Genomic DNA, 15,335 nt, shown 5'->3' on the forward strand with positions numbered 1-15,335 from the left:
AGCACCGGTCTCCAAAACCGGGTGTCGGGAGTTCGAGCCTCTCCTCCCGTGCAAGGCTAAACAGTTGAAAATCAACAACTTACAGTTATTTCTTGTTTTTAGGTCGGACAAAAGTCGGACACTAATTTTTCAGGGTATCAAATGTTCTATGTTTTTAAAATCGAAAAAACGTAGAAAAAAATGTCTTTAACTAAAAGAAAAGGTGCTTCAATAGACAATATCATCGGGTACACATTACCCAGACTTCACACAGGCAAGAACTGGTATATCGACTTTAATTCTTATGATCCGTTAGAACAAAAGATGAAACGGAAAAAGTATATGCTAGACAGCATTGATAAAGTTAGCGAACGAAAAAAAAGAGCAACAGAGATTATCGCTAACCTGACCTATCAACTCCGTTCCGGTTGGAATCCCTGGGCGGACACATCCAATTCCCGCCAATATACTTTATTCTCTGACGTTACAGAATTATATTATAAATATATCACTAAGTTATATAAATCACACTCTTATAAGGAGACTACATACCTGGACTACAAAAAACGAATCAAGATTCTATCCGAGTACAACGAAAAAAGAGTAAAGCCAATTCTCTACATATATCAATTTGATAAAGTCTTTGCCTGCGATTTTTTGGACTACATACTCATTGACCGTGATTCATCAGCCCGCACAAGAAATAATTACCGTACCTGGTTATCTTCATTTTGCACCTGGTTATCAGAAAAAAACTATATGGATAAAAATCCGATGGAAGATATAAAATCAATAACGGAAGGAGCAAAGAAAAGAATCCCTCTTTCTCCCAAAGACCTGGTTAAATTAAAATCACACCTTCAGAGTACAAACCCTTACTTTCTTCTGCTATGCCAATTTGAATATTATACTCTGATTCGCCCTGAAGAACTGTCAAACATAAAGCTGCGTGACATCTACCTGAAAGAGCAGAAGGTTTTCATAGCGTCCAGTATATCAAAGAACCGAAAGGATGGCATGGTAGGTCTAAATGATGCATTGATTAGGCTGATGGTCGAACTTAATACCTTTAGCCATGAAAGTGATTACTACCTATTCGGACCGGGCTTCATGCCCTCACTAGAAAAGTCCAGCTCACGAGCATATAGGACTTATTTCAATAAAGTAAGGTCAGTATTAAATTTCCCGGAGTCTTATCAGTTCTATTCATTGAAAGATACCGGTATCCGGGACCTGGCTAATTCTGAAGGAATAGTCATAGCCCGTGACCAAGCACGCCATGCAGATATTTCTACCACAAACAAATATCTGAAAGGAGAGAATCTTCCTGTACATGAAGAGACGAAGCACTTCGACGGGCTATTTTAAGTAGCCTCGTAGAAGTATCCGATCTTTTGAGAATCAATCCCTTTGCTATTGCCTTCCACCGAATTCATAGATATATTTCTTTTTATTGGCATCGTCCAAACTATCATAATAGCCTGCTAAGTCTGAGTAAGAATTAAACTTTTTCACTTCAATAACCTCTGTGATAGTCTCATCCACCCGCAAATATTTATCGACCGATTCAAAAGCATACGTTATATTTGCATCTGATAATGCTCTATTTCTTCGATAAACTGCACAATGGTCCAGTGTGGTAATACCTGGTTAAATACCAAAGCTCGTTTGGAATTTGCAATAAAAGAATTTTTCAACACAGTGTTTTCTATCTGATTTTCAGTAACTGTATATCCCAAAACGCTGAATATTTTCTTGATTATGAAACACCAATAAGATTGCACAGCTAGAGTAGCAATATATCCGCCATAATCGCCCGGATTAAATATTGAATCATAATTATAAACAGTATGAGGAAATGTCACTGTTCCACCAATTCTAACACAGACATCATTATGTACTACATCATTCTGCATGTCATGTACCGGGAAGAATACAAAGTCTGTCTCACCATAAAGTCCGTACATTATTTTTCATGTTCTGCATTTTCCGGTAAAGGTACAAAAAAGGCTTCCATTATTGGAAGCCTAATCAACTATTCATGTAAATGAATCGAAATATATTTTATACTAAATGTACCAAACTCATATCTTGGATAAACCCACGCAGTGCATTTTCTATTTTTTCCACCTGCGCCCGGCGGGGCTTTTTTAGTCCTGAAGCATAGTGCCCCAACTGTTTTTGATTAATACCCGTAATTCTTTCCAAAGCGGCTTTAGTAAAAATACCGCTGTAATACTGCAAGAAGGATTGTACATCAAAAAACCATTCTATATCCATATCGCCCTGTAACTCCACAGGAATTTTATCATTATACTTTTTGTATAATTCAACGGCTTCCAATATACTATCTTTAGCCTCTTGTACGGTATTACCTTCACCGTAAATCCCTGGGATGTTTTCAGCCCATGCACCGAATAAATCAGTACCTTTCTCAATAGTAACCTTAATCTTTCCCATGTTTAGCAAAACTTAAATTAGCAAAATCACAATCACATATATGGTAGGGAAAGGGAAAGCTTTATTCAAGCTCCATATCCCTGATAATCTTTTTTCTTAACCCTTCTCCCATTTCTTTAGAACCATGATAGGGAACTGGGTATCTGATACCATTTATATCTTCGTAAATCCGGTGGCTGCCTTCTGAAACTCCTGTCCATTTCCAACCTCTTTTTTTACCTTTCTTTGGTATCTGTCGGTGAAATTCTGATGATTTAACCATATCATTTGTTTTTTATAGCGCCACAAAGGTAGTAAAAATTCTACTATATATAATAAAACAGTAGGATTTTTACTACCCTTTAACAAATCGCAATTCTATTGTGTCAAACAACCGCCGATTTCAGGTGTTAAAAATCCCTCCCTTCTGCGTAAAAGGGCGGACACCGCTTTCCTGAACCAACGTACCCGTCAGAATCCCGACCTTCTGCGAGTATTACAACTCTTTTTCCAGTCCTTTAGCAGTCTCCACTAAACGGATAAACTCCCGACGGTATCCCCTATCGTCATTATCCAATCCCTGTTCCGCCAGACGAATCACTTTATCAAAAGTAGCCTCTCCTTTAAAATCGGAATTCCGGAGCAATTGCCCGAACATGGCTACGGCAGATGCAAAACGGAAATCGGAAGAAACGTCATTTCCTTTCTTATCCACGAAAGGAAGTTCCATTTTCCTGCTAACTTCCTTATCCGGAGTTTTATAACGCAACTTTACCGTCAAAAGCTCACCGGAACCTGTAGGTTTTACCGATATTTTCTCCTTTTTCTGATACTTCAAGTCATCTACCTTTCCCACATAAGTGTTTTTTCCTCCTGCCGGAATCACTTCATAAAAAGCGGTTACCGTATGTCCAGCTCCCATATCGCCGGCATCTTTCGCATCATTATTGAAATCCTTATCGTCCAGCAGGCGGCTCTCATAACCAATCAAACGATATGCCTGCACCAGAGCGGGATTAAATTCCACTTGCAGCTTGACATCTTTTGCCACTGTGTGCAAAGTAGCGCCGAATTCATTCACCAATACCCGGTTCGCTTCCTGCAAATTGTCTATATAAGCATGGTTTCCATTCCCCTTTTCAGCCAATACCTGAATCTTTTTATCTTTATAGTTCCCCATCCCGTAACCTAACACAGTGAGGAAAACCCCGCTTTTACGTTCTTTCTCAATCAACTGTTCCAAACCTTCCGCCGAAGACACCCCTACATTAAAATCACCGTCGGAACAAAGAATGATACGGTTATTACCGCCGGAAATAAAATTCTTCTTCGCTATTTTATAAGCCAGCATGATACCCGCGCCTCCGGCAGTAGAACCGCTTGCCGTAAGCTCATCTATCGCTTCACGAATTTTCTGCTTGTCACTTCCCGCTGTGGATTCCAACTTTACGCCGGCAGCACCGGCATAGGTCACAATCGCTACCTTATCCTTATCACGTAAATTATTGACTAATAGTTTGAGAGATGATTTCACCAAATCCAGCCGGTTGGCCCCCCACATAGAACCGGAGACGTCAATCAGAAACACCAGATTGGATGCAGGCAGGTTATCCGTCGGGATTTCCCTCGCCTTCAGACCGATACGGACAAGGCGGTTGTCCGGATTCCAAGGGCAGGTTCCGGCTTCTACCGTAATTTTCACAGGATTGTTTCCGGCAGGTCCGGGATAATCATAAGAGAAATAATTCACCAGTTCTTCCGTACGGACAGCTTCTGCCGGAGGCAATTCTCCTTTATTGATAAACCGGCGCATATTACTGTAAGAGGCGGCATCCACATCAACGGAAAAAGTGGAAAGCGGCGCATCCGACACTTCCTTAAAACCGTTTTCCGAGAATGTTCCATACTCTTCCGCATTCATATTCCTGTCATATACAGGCATCGGACATACTGCCAGACACATGGCCGTCCGTGTCCGTGCCTTCATTGTACCGTATCCGACTACCGCACACTCTTCCAACACTACCTCTTCGACTTCCATCTTCACATCCATCTTTGCCGACTCCACCCTTCTTTTTTCCTCTTTATATCCGATAAACCGAAAAAGCAACGCCGCCCCTTTCTTCACCCGGATACGATATCGGCCGTTCATATCGGTCACTGTGCCATCCGCAGTTCCCTCAACCGCCACGGAACAGCCCACAATCGGATTTCCGTCCGCCACATCCGTCACCGTACCCGTCACGGAAATAATTTGCGCACTCACTTTACCGGAAAAAACAACTGCTGCCAGCAGTACGAGCATCATCGCCCTGAATTGATTCGCTTTCATAATTTTATTCTTTTAAAATGTAACTGTTAATTCGCGTTCGATATAGAGATGCGGATTTCATACAGATTCCATAAACCGGTTGATTTTTTTTTATTTTTCTTCCGTTAGTTGTTATATTTACTCCCAATTCCTATCTTTGAAAACAAAAACGCTGTTTTTCAGAAAAAACATATCCAAGCTATCGGACGAAGAATTATTGGCATATTACTTGAAGTCCGGCGACACGGAATATTTCGGAGAGTTGTATAACCGTTATATCCCGTTATTATACGGGCTTTGCCTGAAATATCTGCAAAATGAGGACCGTGCGCAAGAAGCGGTCATGCAACTGTTTGAAGACTTATTGTCCAGAATAGGCAATTATGAAATAAAAACATTCAGACCGTGGCTCTACCGGGTGGGCAAAAATCATTGTTTGCAACTTCTGCGGAAAGAGAATAAAGAAATTCCGTTGGATTATACGGTCAACATTATGGAATCCGACGAGTTTCTGCATCTGTTAAGTGAAGAGGAAAGTCCGGAAGAACAATTGAAAGCATTGCATCACTGTCTCGGAAAATTGCCCGAAGAACAACGTACCAGCATTACGTATTTTTTCCTGAAAGAGATGTCTTATGCCGATATCGCCGAACAAACCGGATTTACTCTGAATAATGTGAAAAGCTATATCCAGAATGGAAAGAGAAACTTAAAAATCTGTATCAAGAAGCAAGCCCTATGAAGAACCTATTGAACTACATACGAGGATTCCGCAAAGGAAAAGAAGCGCACCGGCTGGAAAAAGAGTCGATGAAAGACCCCTTCCTTGCCGATGCCATGGACGGATATAGCCGGATAGAGGGAAACCACGAACTGCAAATCGATAAACTGCGAATGAAGGTCAGGACTCGTTCCTCAAAGAAGAAGAATCCGCATGCCGTCACCTGGAGCATCGCGGCTTGCCTGGCAATAAGCATCGGTATCAGCAGTTATTTCCTGTTTCTGAAAAAGAGCATGACGGAAGAGGTATTTATCGCCCTGGAAGATATTCCTGCAACAATACCCGAACCTGCCGCTCCTAAAAAAAATACTTCTTCTCTGTCAGAAACAAAAATAAGACAGGACTCCACAACCGGAATCAAAGCAAAGCATATAAGTCCAAAAGATATGATAGCCAAAGGCAAAACCGTTGCCAGGCCTGCCGGCGCATCGGCAGCAATGTCCCCCGATACGGAAGAGGCGACTGTCGAAAAGACGGCGGCGGACAAGGATACCTCGCTTCCCGCAACCCGCCGCATAAAAATGTTAAGGGCGGCAATCCCTGCCCCGAACCTGATAAAAGGGAAAGTAACGAATGAAAAAGGAGAACCCATTGTCGGAGCCTGTATTACATACACCGGAACGAATATCGGTACGATAACCAATCTCAACGGGGAATTCTCATTGGCAAGAGAAGAAGGGAACAAACAATTGACCGCACAATTCATCGGTTACCAACCGGTTGAAATACCGGTAGATACAAGCCGTGTCATGTTGATTGCCATGAATGAAGACAAACAAACATTTAACGAAACGGTAGTGGTGGGTTATGGCAACAATAAAAGAACAAAAGAAAAAGAGCAGGTTCCGCAACCCGTCATAGGCAAACGCAAATACAAAAACTACCTGAAAGAAAACCTCGTCCGCCCGAATGACGGATGCAGGGAAGCCAAAGGGGAAGTGGTTCTGGCTTTCTTTGTCAATGAAGAAGGAACACCGCAAAACATCACTGTCGTCCACAGCCTATGCGATTCGGCAGACAAAGAAGCGATTCGGCTTCTTAAAGAAGGCCCGAAGTGGACGCCGGGAAATCTGCCTGCAAGAATATCCGTACAATTCTGACCTTTAATAATATTACTTTGTTGAAATGCTTACGACGGCAGGATGGTACAGTTATGCCGATAAAGTGACACTGCCTTGCTTATGGGACGGCACAAAAGTGTCACTTTACCGGCACTGACAGATAGCACCTTCAATTCATCAGAAGGAAAAGCTTTTGTTTTTATATTAATTCATAGCTGGCCATCTGTATCGGCATATCCAGATTGTGAAGCACTTTCTCCAACAAAATCCCTTCCCGGTTGTCATATTCATAACCGAAAGTGGCGCGGATACCTTGAAGAATAAACTGTGTGGCACGGTCTAAAGCCATCGGAAGGCTGTCTCCCTGCATCAAAGAACCGGTAATCACGCTGGTAAACGTATCTCCCGTACCCGGATAATGGGCAGGAAGGTAAGGACAAGTCACTTTCCAGTAGCGGTTTCCCTGACGGTTATATGCATAAACGGAAGTCTTGTGAGGTTCATCATGCACAGGGACACTTGTGATAATGACAACCTGCGGTCCCTCGTCAGACAGCAAGCGAAGATATTCTTTCAGTTCTTCATCTGTATTGTCCGCCTTATAAGGCTTATCCAGCAGATAAAACAACTCGGTCATGTTAGGGGTCACGACATCCGCCTTTCTCACCAACCGCCGCATCTCTTTCACCATTTCCATGTCAAAGTTAGTATATAGCCGGCCGTTATCCCCCAATACCGGGTCGGCTACTATCAAACTGTCCGGATGGCGGAAATCATTTATGAAATCGGAGACAATCTGCGCCTGTCTCGGAGAGCCTAAATAACCGGTATAAACAGCGTCGAACCGTACATCCAGCTTTTTCCACTGCGCAATGATTTCGGGCATCTCATCCGTCAAGTCCAGAAAAGAGAAACCGGGATATTGCGTATGGTTGGACAACACTGCCGTCGGTAACGGACAAACCTGAAACCCCATGGAAGACAGAATCGGGATAACAACCGTGAGAGAGACACGCCCCATTCCCGAAAGGTCATGGACGGCAGCTATTTTCTTTACTTTATTTGCGTACATATCTTTTTTTATTAGTACATCATTCCGAGAATTCCACCTGTCACGGGCTTAAACCAGCACCACCAGCACTTCCCGCGCCCCATGCGCCCCCATCACCAATGCCTGTTCGATATCCGCCGTTTTCGACGGACCTGAAATAAACGTTCCAAACCTGTATTCCTGTCCGTCCAGCTTCCGGTAAGCGTCATACATCGTATCCACGATTTTATGTCTGTCGAGCAAGATTACCAATGCTTCGGATATGAAGTAAACCGCTTTATGTTTCACTTCCTGCGGAATCCAGACAGCTCCGTTTTCCGCCACACCAATCTCTCCCCTCACTACGGCAACCTCCGTTCCGTCCAGTTCTTCCGGTGCATCCAGATTATCCGGATTGAACGTGGCACAAGAAATTTCAGGCAGAACGGAAGCAATACGCACCGCATCCGGATATTCTCTGCGGATTACGGCATTCACGTCTTCTCTTTCTCCCAATACGACAGCCGTACCGCCCACCGCACGACTAACCGCACAGAACTGTCCTATCTTATCGGGATAAACCAGCCGTTTCATGCCCGCTATATCCGGTTTTTCATAACGGGTCCCGGTATTCCGGCGAATACGGGCTAATATTTCTTCTCTGCTACTGCTCATTTTGTTTCCTCCTTTCCCTGTACTTTATTCTTTTTCCACATTTCATTGAACGACTCTTGGGCAAACTCCGGCAATTCACGCCCTTTTCCCCAATCATCGAAATGATTGTATTTCATGAAACGCGGCAAACCGTTTACCACCGGGGCCGCCCATAAAGCCGCATTGAACAATGCCGGACGCTCCATCAGGAATTTCATGCCGCCGGACATCATCTTCTTTTCGGAGCTTGCCTTTCCCAACCCGTCCAATTCCTGGCGCCATCTGTAAATCTGTTCTCCCAAATCCACTTTTGCCGGACATACATTGGAACAGGACAAGCACAGGGAACAAGCGGAAAGATTATCATAATATTTCTCCGGTTCGTGCGCCATACCGAGATTAATGCCGATGGGACCGGGAATAAAATAGGTATAGGAATATCCCCCGCTCCGGCGATATACCGGACAAGTATTCATGCATGCGCCGCAACGGATACAGTTCAGCGTCCTGATATGTCCAGGTTTGGAAAGAATTTCGCTACGGCCGTTGTCTACAATGATGATATGGTATTCACCTCCTTCGCGGGGACGGCGATAATGAGAAGTATATGTTGTCACCGGTTGTCCGGTAGCCGAACGGGCAAGCAGACGGGTAAACACTCCCAAGGCATCCAAATCCGGTATAATTTTTTCCATACCGAAAGCGGCGATATTCAATTTCGGGAAAGAAGTTCCCATATCGGCATTCCCTTCATTGGTGCAGACCACAATGTCGCCTGTTGAAGCGACCGCAAAGTTCGCCCCTGTCATTGCAGCTTCCGCATTCAGGAAAAGATGACGCAAATTCTTACGGGCGGCATGTGTCAGGTAGGTAGGGTCCGAATTTCCCTTTTCCGTCCCCATTTCTTTTTCAAAAAGCTCGCCCACCTGCTCACGTTTGATATGGATGGCGGGCAACACGATATGGCTCGGTTCGAGATGCATCAGTTGCAGGATACGTTCGCCCAAGTCGGACTCTACCACATCGATGCCGCGTTCCGTCAAAAAAGGGTTCAGCCCGCACTCTTCGGCAAGCATCGACTTGCTTTTTATAAAACGGCGAACATGATGCGCATTCAATATCTCATAAACTATGGCGCAATATTCACCGGCATCTTTCGCCCAATGGACGATAGCGCCGTTGGCCGTAGCGTTTTTCTCAAACTCCAGCAGCAGTTCTTCAAGATGGCTGTTGGAATACAGTTTCAGCTCGCATGCCTTGTTGCGTAGTTCTTCCCATTCGGGCACTTCTTTACTCATCTTATCCCTTTTGGCACGGACCATCCAAAGGGTTTCGTTATGCCATGCCGCCATTTTGCTGTCCTGCAAAAATTTTTCGGCAGCTTTCGAATGTTTAGTACTCATGATTGCGACGCTAAGATTTCTACAATATGGATAGTTTGAATCGGCAAGTGTTCCCGTTCGATAATTCCTTGTAAATGCATCAGGCAGGAACTGTCCGCCCCTACAATGTATTCAGCTCCGGTAGACAGATGGTCTTTTACCTTATCACGTCCCATGCAGACGGACACGGCCTGCTCTTCTACGGCAAACATTCCTCCGAACCCGCAACATTCATCGACATGACTGGGTTCGAACACTTCGATTCCTTCTACCAGATTGAGCAAATCGCGCAATTTGTTATAATAAGGAATATTCAATTCGCTCGGAGAAGAATTAAAAAGTTCGCGTACACCGTGGCAACTGTTATGGATACTTACCTTATGCGGAAAGCGTGCCGCCAACCCGGAAGGTTTGATTACATCGTGGACAAAGTCACAAAGGTCGTAAATTTTCCCTGCACTCCGGCAGACATGTCCCTCCTTCTCCAGGATGCCGGGATGATTTTCTTTCACGAAGGCTACGCAACTGGCGGAAGGACCGACGATATAATCGTATTCCTGAAAAAGTCCGTCAAAACGAAGTGCCAGCTTTGCCGATTCATTCTCAAAACCGGCATTTGCCATCGGTTGTCCGCAACAAGTCTGGTCCAACGGATAATCGACGTCTACTCCCAGATTTTTCAACAACCTATACGATGCCACTCCTACACGGGGATAAATAGCATTGATATAACAAGGAATAAACAAACCTACTTTCATAATATATCACGTAAAAAATTAGAATCGGCTTCTGCCACACCCGTTTATGTTTCCAGGCATTCAACGGATATCGATTAGCTTGTGCGTCTGCAGGCTAAGCCTCCATTTCGGATGCCGCATCACGCAATCCACCGTATCAGCAGTATTCATACAAGAACAAGGCTGGAGGAAGAAATGTTCGGCGGGAAGTTGTTCAAAAATACTGATATCCTGCCCTTCATAGACCACTTTCACTTCGTCAATCCGTTTTATTTTCAAATCCGCGCCTTGCTTGGGCGAGCAGGTCACCCAGTCAATCGATTCGGGCAAGGGATGTGTTCCGTTTGTCTCTATCGTCACATACTTGCCGGCCCGGTGCAAGCGGTCAACCAGCTTACTGTCTATCCAAAGGGAGGGTTCGCCTCCCGTAAGAACAACGGTAGCGGCGGGATACTTGACGACTTCGGCGAGAATCTCATCATCCGTCATCATCGTACCTGTTTCATGCCGCGTATCGCAAAAGCCGCATTTCAAGTTACACCCGGAGAAACGGACGAAAACGGCAGGGGTCCCGGTATGATATCCTTCGCCCTGCAAGCTGTAAAAGATTTCATTAATCTTTCTCATCATTCAGAATGGATTAATTCCGGTACACTTATTTTTCTTTCTTATCCTCTACATTATCTTTCTCATAAATCACCGTATTCCCTTCCGATTCCTGCACTTCCACTTTATAACATTGAGGAATCTGCCTGCACACCCAACGGGCGATATTCTCCGCCGTGGGATTGAACGGAAGCACTTCATTGAGATTCTGGTGATCCAGCTTTTCCATGACTACTTCTTTGATGCGGGTGAAATCTACGACCATCCCTTCGGCATTGAGCCGCATCGAACGGCAATAAACAGTGATAATCCAATTGTGACCGTGTAGACTGGCGCATTTACTGCGATACGGGAGTACCAGCTTATGGGAAGCCGATATCTCCATGCGTTTGATTACTGTAAACATTGCTATACGTATTTTTTTAAGTTATATGCATCTAATGTCACCTCAATGCAATGGCAAAGGTAATACAAAAAGAATTTCCATTCAGCAAACCCGGCAATTTTTTCCTGTTTTTACACTATCTTTGCTGCATGAAAACTCTCTATATCATTTTAGGCAGCATCTCCCTTGCACTCGGTATTCTCGGCATCTTTCTGCCGTTACTGCCCACTACTCCTTTTCTGTTGCTTACCGCCGCCCTCTATTTCAAAGGTTCACCGAAATTGTACAATTGGTTGCTGAATCAACGGCACTTCGGACCTTACATCCGTAATTACCGCGAAAACAAAGCGATTCCTCTACGGGCCAAGATTATTTCGCTCGTGCTGATGTGGGGAACAATGGTTTACTGCATCTTCTTTCTGATTCCCCTGATATGGGTAAAGATTCTCCTGGGACTGGTGGCCGCAGGAGTCACTTATCATATTCTTTCCTTCAAGACATTGAGATAATCCGAAAGCCCTTGCCGGGCATCGGCCAGCTTATCTTCCCAATGTTTCACCGAATTCCGGCCAATAATGTCAGTCACATATTTCACGGAAATAAACGGAATTTCTTTCGAACGGCAAACGAACGCCTGTGCATAGGCTTCCATGTCTACGACGTCCCCGCTAACATGAGTCAATTCTGTCAGGAAACTATCGCCTGTATTGCAGATTCCTTCTTCCGTCCAGTGCCTGCAATAACCTTTTTCTTCGAGCAAGGCCGATGAATCAATCTCACACTCCAGCCCGAACTCTTTCATTTTCTGCATATCACGGTCTACGAACCTACGGCAGACAAAGATATCTCCTACCTGATGGTTGACTGTTCCGGCACTTCCGATATTGAGTACTAAGTCCGGTTGTACCTGGCGGATTGCTTCTGCCAGATGAAAAGCTGATTTTACTTTTCCAATACCTGTACGAATGTAATAAGGTTCTACATCTGGCCATTTAATCTCTACAAATTCGCCTTGGACGGCGTAGGTTACTAATATTTTCAACATATTCTTCTCTTGATTTATGAATATGCAAAAATAGAATTTTTATCGGAGATTAATCATTCAAGTGCAGAATAAGCCGCAAAATTTGCGGCTTATCTCCTGATTTTAACCGCAACATCCTGTCACAATTAAAATCTCATATCAGATAAAAAACTATTTGAATCCGGCCATACAAGAAAATATGATTAGATTACTCTATCCGGATAAGCCTAACCACCCGCGACAGAAATATCTGCTGACAATGAAGGGAATGACTATATTCACCGACATAAAAAAATGAGACTCGTTTCTCCCCGCATAATACTTAAAAGAAAGACAAAAATGTAGCGGAGAACAATCTCAGTTCTTTTCAGTTACACCATATATCTTTAAACGTCTGCGGGCAAACAACGCTAAAACAAGTACGAGGCATACGCCCAATCCCCATATCCACAACAAGAAATCTCCTCCTTCGGTTTTTCCATAAGAATGCAGACCGCTCAAATAGTAGTTCACCCCAAACCAAGTCATTATAACCGAAAGGACGGCAACGACGGAAAGCAGATTAAAACACCAGGTGGTCTTTCCTTTCAGGAGGGGAATAAAGCGGATATGAAGCACCAATGCATAGACAACGATTGAAATCAATGCCCAGGTTTCTTTAGGGTCCCATCCCCAATATCTGCCCCAGGAGACATTGGCCCAGATAGCTCCAAGAAATGTTCCGGCGGTCATAAAGAACAGACCGAGAATCATTGCCATTTCGTTCAGCAGTGTCAGTTCACGGATGCGGAACAAGAGTTTCACCCGGTTGGTGGCGGAAAGCAAACTCATCAATACAAGATTAAACAACCCTGTCAGCGCACAAAGAGCAAAAAAGACGTAACCGATCATAATGATAGCGACGTGAGACATCAGCCAATAAGATTGAAGTACCGGGACTAAAGGAGTTATTTCCGGATTCAAGTGATTAAGTCCTGCTACAAAAAGCATGATTCCGCCCAATAGTCCTGCCAATGCGGGAAGAATACGGAATCGGCGGGCAAACAGGAGTCCGCTACCTACCAGCATCCAGGAAGTACATATCATCGACTCGTAAGCATTCGCCCAAGGGGCATGTCCGCAAATATACCAACGTAACAAGACACCTCCCGTATGTGTGAGAAAAGCGATTGCCAGAAGAGCAATCAGAATACTGCTAATTTTTCTTCCCCATTTAAAGTCCGCAATAATCTCTCCGCAGGCAATGAAAAGTAGGATACCACCCAAAATCAAGTAAGCCAGACGACACCAGAAAAATAAATCCAGTTGATTATAGAGAAGTTCGGCTTTCACTTTCCGGTTGTCAATAGCGGGGACTTTAGCCTTTGCTTGTTGGTAGACATTCATCATCTCAACTACTTTGTCTGCTTCCTTCCAGTTGTTGGAACGAACTCCATTTCCTAGCTCATAGACATACCAATCCATGATTTTAGTTACAAATAGAGAATCTTTCCCATGAAAAGCGCTCAAGTCATCACCCGGTGAATACCATTTTCCCTGCCAATCATTTCCATCCGGGAAAAGCGGTAACAGTTGGTGTTGCATAATGCGATATACAATGTTTACTGATTCATCCAGTTTTAATAAATCCGAGTCCAAACGTTTTCGCTCCGCAGCCGGTTTAGCGTAAATTGTGTTCAGTTCATTCGTCAGGATATAGTTGCCGTCTGCATCAAACACATCTTGCCAGGCAACGTATTTGCCATCTCTGCCGAAGCGTTGAAGAAGTTCTTTATTATCAACTTTGATAAAAGGAAAAGCTCCCCATTCATCGGGAAAAGAAAGTAGATTCAAAAAGAATTGATCTGAATGGATGCCATTCAGTTTATCGGCTCCATACAATTTGCGTAAAATGGCAGATGTATAACTGTTGACGGGTTCGAGGCGTCCGTTAGGGTTAAGCACTACCAGACTGCCAAACTTTTCGGCATGTAAGGAAGAAACACAAGGTAATTGTGAAACGATAAGAGATTGTTGTGAAGAGACAACCGGTTGTTGTGCACACAATGCTTGCACATTAGAAATGCCGGATACAGTCAGAAAAAGCAATAAGCAGAAAGGGGTATTCTTTTTCATTTCCCCCAACTCTTTACGCAACCGTCCGAAACGGGATTTCTTACTGAACAATGTCAAGACAAAACCTGCCAATAAAAGGAAATATCCCGTATATGTAAGCTGCATACCGGGACGGTCATAGCTCACTGATAACACGGTACCTTGTTCGTCAGAATCGAATGAAGACTGGAACAGACGGTAACCATTCACATCAATCACTTTATTCATTCGTATGGTTGCCTGTAAAGGAGATTCATTTTCTCTCTTAATCACCAGGTCACTTTCATAAGACATCGGACTATGAGAACCCGGATAGCGCTGCAACCGGAAATCTTCCAGAGTTACAGAGAAAGGCAGGGAAGCATTTTCCATCCCTGTTCCTTCCTCTTTCATCATGCTATTTGCCGTTTCCCCTTCACGGATATGCATGATACCCGTCACTCCTACATAGTGAGTAACAGCAGCCCCCAACCAGATAAAAAGAAAAGCTCCATGAAAAATCAGACTGCCTTTACTAATTCTCTTAAAATAGCTTCCCTGAAGGAACATAGCCAATAAATTAACTGCCTGCAACAACTGCAACAGTATAAACCAGGGGGCATAATAAAAAGATTCACGGGCAACGGCAGGACCATAAAAGTTTTCCACTAAAGTGGCTACCGCCAATATCAGGGCATAAAGTCCCGCTAATATGTACATCAATACCGGTGAAGCGATCAGTCGAATCAATTTCATCTGTTTTTCTTTTATAATAAACAATGCTTTTATAGATAAGCAATTCCTTCAATTTCTACCAGCAATTCCTCTCTGCATACATCCGCATAAAGATATACGATAGGAATGTCCGGACAG

At 43.9% G+C, this 15,335-nt stretch carries 17 protein-coding genes; 5 read left to right on the plus strand and 12 right to left on the minus strand.

The features are described 5' to 3' along the window. Nucleotides 1–180 precede the first annotated feature (180 nt). The gene (locus Q5076_RS16840) at nt 181–1,347 is read left to right on the plus strand and encodes a site-specific integrase (protein ID WP_303014861.1); all 1,167 of its coding nucleotides are present in this window, start codon (nt 181–183) and stop codon (nt 1,345–1,347) included. Between the two features lie 212 nt (nt 1,348–1,559). On the opposite strand, the gene Q5076_RS16845 is transcribed toward Q5076_RS16840, so the two are convergent. From Q5076_RS16845 to Q5076_RS16860, 4 genes are all read right to left on the minus strand, one after another. After that, nucleotides 1,560–1,946, minus strand: coding sequence for a hypothetical protein (locus Q5076_RS16845; RefSeq protein ID WP_303014864.1), 387 nt, complete (start codon nt 1,944–1,946; stop codon nt 1,560–1,562). Between the two features lie 97 nt (nt 1,947–2,043). Beyond that, nucleotides 2,044–2,439, minus strand: a complete 396-nt coding sequence (locus tag Q5076_RS16850) for a type II toxin-antitoxin system HicB family antitoxin (protein WP_303014865.1) — start codon at nt 2,437–2,439, stop codon at nt 2,044–2,046. 61 nt (nt 2,440–2,500) lie between these two features. Beyond that, complete coding sequence (locus Q5076_RS16855) at nt 2,501–2,701, minus strand: type II toxin-antitoxin system HicA family toxin (protein ID WP_303014867.1); 201 nt, start codon at nt 2,699–2,701, stop codon at nt 2,501–2,503. A gap of 213 nt (nt 2,702–2,914) precedes the next feature. Continuing rightward, nucleotides 2,915–4,750, minus strand: a complete 1,836-nt coding sequence (locus Q5076_RS16860) for a von Willebrand factor type A domain-containing protein (protein WP_303014868.1) — start codon at nt 4,748–4,750, stop codon at nt 2,915–2,917. 151 nt (nt 4,751–4,901) lie between these two features. Between Q5076_RS16860 and Q5076_RS16865 the strand changes: the two genes are divergently transcribed. Both Q5076_RS16865 and Q5076_RS16870 read left to right on the plus strand, forming a co-directional pair. Next, nucleotides 4,902–5,471, plus strand: coding sequence for an RNA polymerase sigma factor (locus tag Q5076_RS16865; protein WP_303014882.1), 570 nt, complete (start codon nt 4,902–4,904; stop codon nt 5,469–5,471). Continuing rightward, on the plus strand, nt 5,468–6,610 hold the full coding sequence (locus Q5076_RS16870) for an energy transducer TonB (protein WP_303014869.1): 1,143 nt from the start codon (nt 5,468–5,470) through the stop codon (nt 6,608–6,610). Before Q5076_RS16865 ends, Q5076_RS16870 begins: the two co-directional genes overlap by 4 nt. Nucleotides 6,611–6,770: 160 nt before the next feature. On the opposite strand, the gene Q5076_RS16875 is transcribed toward Q5076_RS16870, so the two are convergent. Genes Q5076_RS16875 through Q5076_RS16900 form a run of 6 tightly spaced genes read right to left on the minus strand, consistent with a single transcriptional unit; the run spans nt 6,771 to nt 11,386 of the window. Then, entirely contained in the window at nt 6,771–7,643 is an 873-nt protein-coding gene (locus Q5076_RS16875; protein ID WP_303014870.1) for a pyridoxamine kinase, read from the minus strand. Between the two features lie 48 nt (nt 7,644–7,691). Next, nucleotides 7,692–8,276 (minus strand): LUD domain-containing protein, encoded by a 585-nt coding sequence (locus Q5076_RS16880; protein WP_303014871.1) that lies wholly within the window; start codon nt 8,274–8,276, stop codon nt 7,692–7,694. Next, complete coding sequence (locus tag Q5076_RS16885; protein ID WP_303014872.1) at nt 8,273–9,658, minus strand: lactate utilization protein B; 1,386 nt, start codon at nt 9,656–9,658, stop codon at nt 8,273–8,275. The genes Q5076_RS16880 and Q5076_RS16885 overlap by 4 nt, the downstream gene beginning before the upstream one ends. Next, nucleotides 9,655–10,395, minus strand: a complete 741-nt coding sequence (locus Q5076_RS16890) for a (Fe-S)-binding protein (RefSeq protein WP_303014873.1) — start codon at nt 10,393–10,395, stop codon at nt 9,655–9,657. Before Q5076_RS16890 ends, Q5076_RS16885 begins: the two co-directional genes overlap by 4 nt. Nucleotides 10,396–10,455: 60 nt before the next feature. After that, nucleotides 10,456–11,001, minus strand: coding sequence for a radical SAM protein (locus Q5076_RS16895; RefSeq protein WP_303014883.1), 546 nt, complete (start codon nt 10,999–11,001; stop codon nt 10,456–10,458). A gap of 28 nt (nt 11,002–11,029) precedes the next feature. Beyond that, complete coding sequence (locus Q5076_RS16900) at nt 11,030–11,386, minus strand: 6-carboxytetrahydropterin synthase (RefSeq protein WP_303014875.1); 357 nt, start codon at nt 11,384–11,386, stop codon at nt 11,030–11,032. Between the two features lie 128 nt (nt 11,387–11,514). Between Q5076_RS16900 and Q5076_RS16905 the strand changes: the two genes are divergently transcribed. After that, complete coding sequence (locus Q5076_RS16905; RefSeq protein WP_303014876.1) at nt 11,515–11,874, plus strand: YbaN family protein; 360 nt, start codon at nt 11,515–11,517, stop codon at nt 11,872–11,874. On the opposite strand, the gene Q5076_RS16910 is transcribed toward Q5076_RS16905, so the two are convergent. Further along, nucleotides 11,844–12,410 carry a nucleosidase gene (locus Q5076_RS16910; protein ID WP_303014878.1) on the minus strand — a complete coding sequence of 189 codons (567 nt, stop codon included), beginning with the start codon at nt 12,408–12,410 and terminating at the stop codon, nt 11,844–11,846. The genes Q5076_RS16905 and Q5076_RS16910 overlap by 31 nt on opposite strands. A 154-nt stretch (nt 12,411–12,564) precedes the next feature. On the opposite strand from Q5076_RS16910, the gene Q5076_RS17920 reads away from it, so the two are divergent. Beyond that, a complete protein-coding gene (locus tag Q5076_RS17920) occupies nt 12,565–12,687 on the plus strand; it encodes a Fic family protein (protein WP_368389388.1) in 123 nt (40 codons plus the stop codon). Nucleotides 12,688–12,746: 59 nt separating this feature from the next. Here Q5076_RS17920 and ccsA read toward each other — a convergent pair whose 3' ends face one another. Then, on the minus strand, nt 12,747–15,218 hold the full coding sequence (ccsA, locus tag Q5076_RS16915; protein WP_303014880.1) for a cytochrome c biogenesis protein CcsA: 2,472 nt from the start codon (nt 15,216–15,218) through the stop codon (nt 12,747–12,749). Nucleotides 15,219–15,335: the final 117 nt, after the last annotated feature.

Source organism: uncultured Bacteroides sp. (assembly GCF_958445495.1).
Classification (GTDB): Bacteria; Bacteroidota; Bacteroidia; order Bacteroidales; family Bacteroidaceae; genus Bacteroides.

Excerpts from the sequence above, each read along its gene's own strand:
- Q5076_RS16840 (WP_303014861.1), top strand. The coding sequence starts at position 181 with ATGTCTTTAACTAAAAGAAAAGGTGCTTCAATAGACAATATCATCGGG.
- Q5076_RS16845 (WP_303014864.1), bottom strand. The coding sequence starts at position 1,946 with ATGTACGGACTTTATGGTGAGACAGACTTTGTATTCTTCCCGGTACAT.
- Q5076_RS16850 (WP_303014865.1), bottom strand. The coding sequence starts at position 2,439 with ATGGGAAAGATTAAGGTTACTATTGAGAAAGGTACTGATTTATTCGGT.
- Q5076_RS16855 (WP_303014867.1), bottom strand. The coding sequence starts at position 2,701 with ATGGTTAAATCATCAGAATTTCACCGACAGATACCAAAGAAAGGTAAA.
- Q5076_RS16860 (WP_303014868.1), bottom strand. The coding sequence starts at position 4,750 with ATGAAAGCGAATCAATTCAGGGCGATGATGCTCGTACTGCTGGCAGCA.
- Q5076_RS16870 (WP_303014869.1), top strand. The coding sequence starts at position 5,468 with ATGAAGAACCTATTGAACTACATACGAGGATTCCGCAAAGGAAAAGAA.
- Q5076_RS16875 (WP_303014870.1), bottom strand. The coding sequence starts at position 7,643 with ATGTACGCAAATAAAGTAAAGAAAATAGCTGCCGTCCATGACCTTTCG.
- Q5076_RS16880 (WP_303014871.1), bottom strand. The coding sequence starts at position 8,276 with ATGAGCAGTAGCAGAGAAGAAATATTAGCCCGTATTCGCCGGAATACC.
- Q5076_RS16885 (WP_303014872.1), bottom strand. The coding sequence starts at position 9,658 with ATGAGTACTAAACATTCGAAAGCTGCCGAAAAATTTTTGCAGGACAGC.
- Q5076_RS16890 (WP_303014873.1), bottom strand. The coding sequence starts at position 10,395 with ATGAAAGTAGGTTTGTTTATTCCTTGTTATATCAATGCTATTTATCCC.
- Q5076_RS16895 (WP_303014883.1), bottom strand. The coding sequence starts at position 11,001 with ATGAGAAAGATTAATGAAATCTTTTACAGCTTGCAGGGCGAAGGATAT.
- Q5076_RS16900 (WP_303014875.1), bottom strand. The coding sequence starts at position 11,386 with ATGTTTACAGTAATCAAACGCATGGAGATATCGGCTTCCCATAAGCTG.
- Q5076_RS16905 (WP_303014876.1), top strand. The coding sequence starts at position 11,515 with ATGAAAACTCTCTATATCATTTTAGGCAGCATCTCCCTTGCACTCGGT.
- Q5076_RS16910 (WP_303014878.1), bottom strand. The coding sequence starts at position 12,410 with ATGTTGAAAATATTAGTAACCTACGCCGTCCAAGGCGAATTTGTAGAG.
- ccsA (WP_303014880.1), bottom strand. The coding sequence starts at position 15,218 with ATGAAATTGATTCGACTGATCGCTTCACCGGTATTGATGTACATATTA.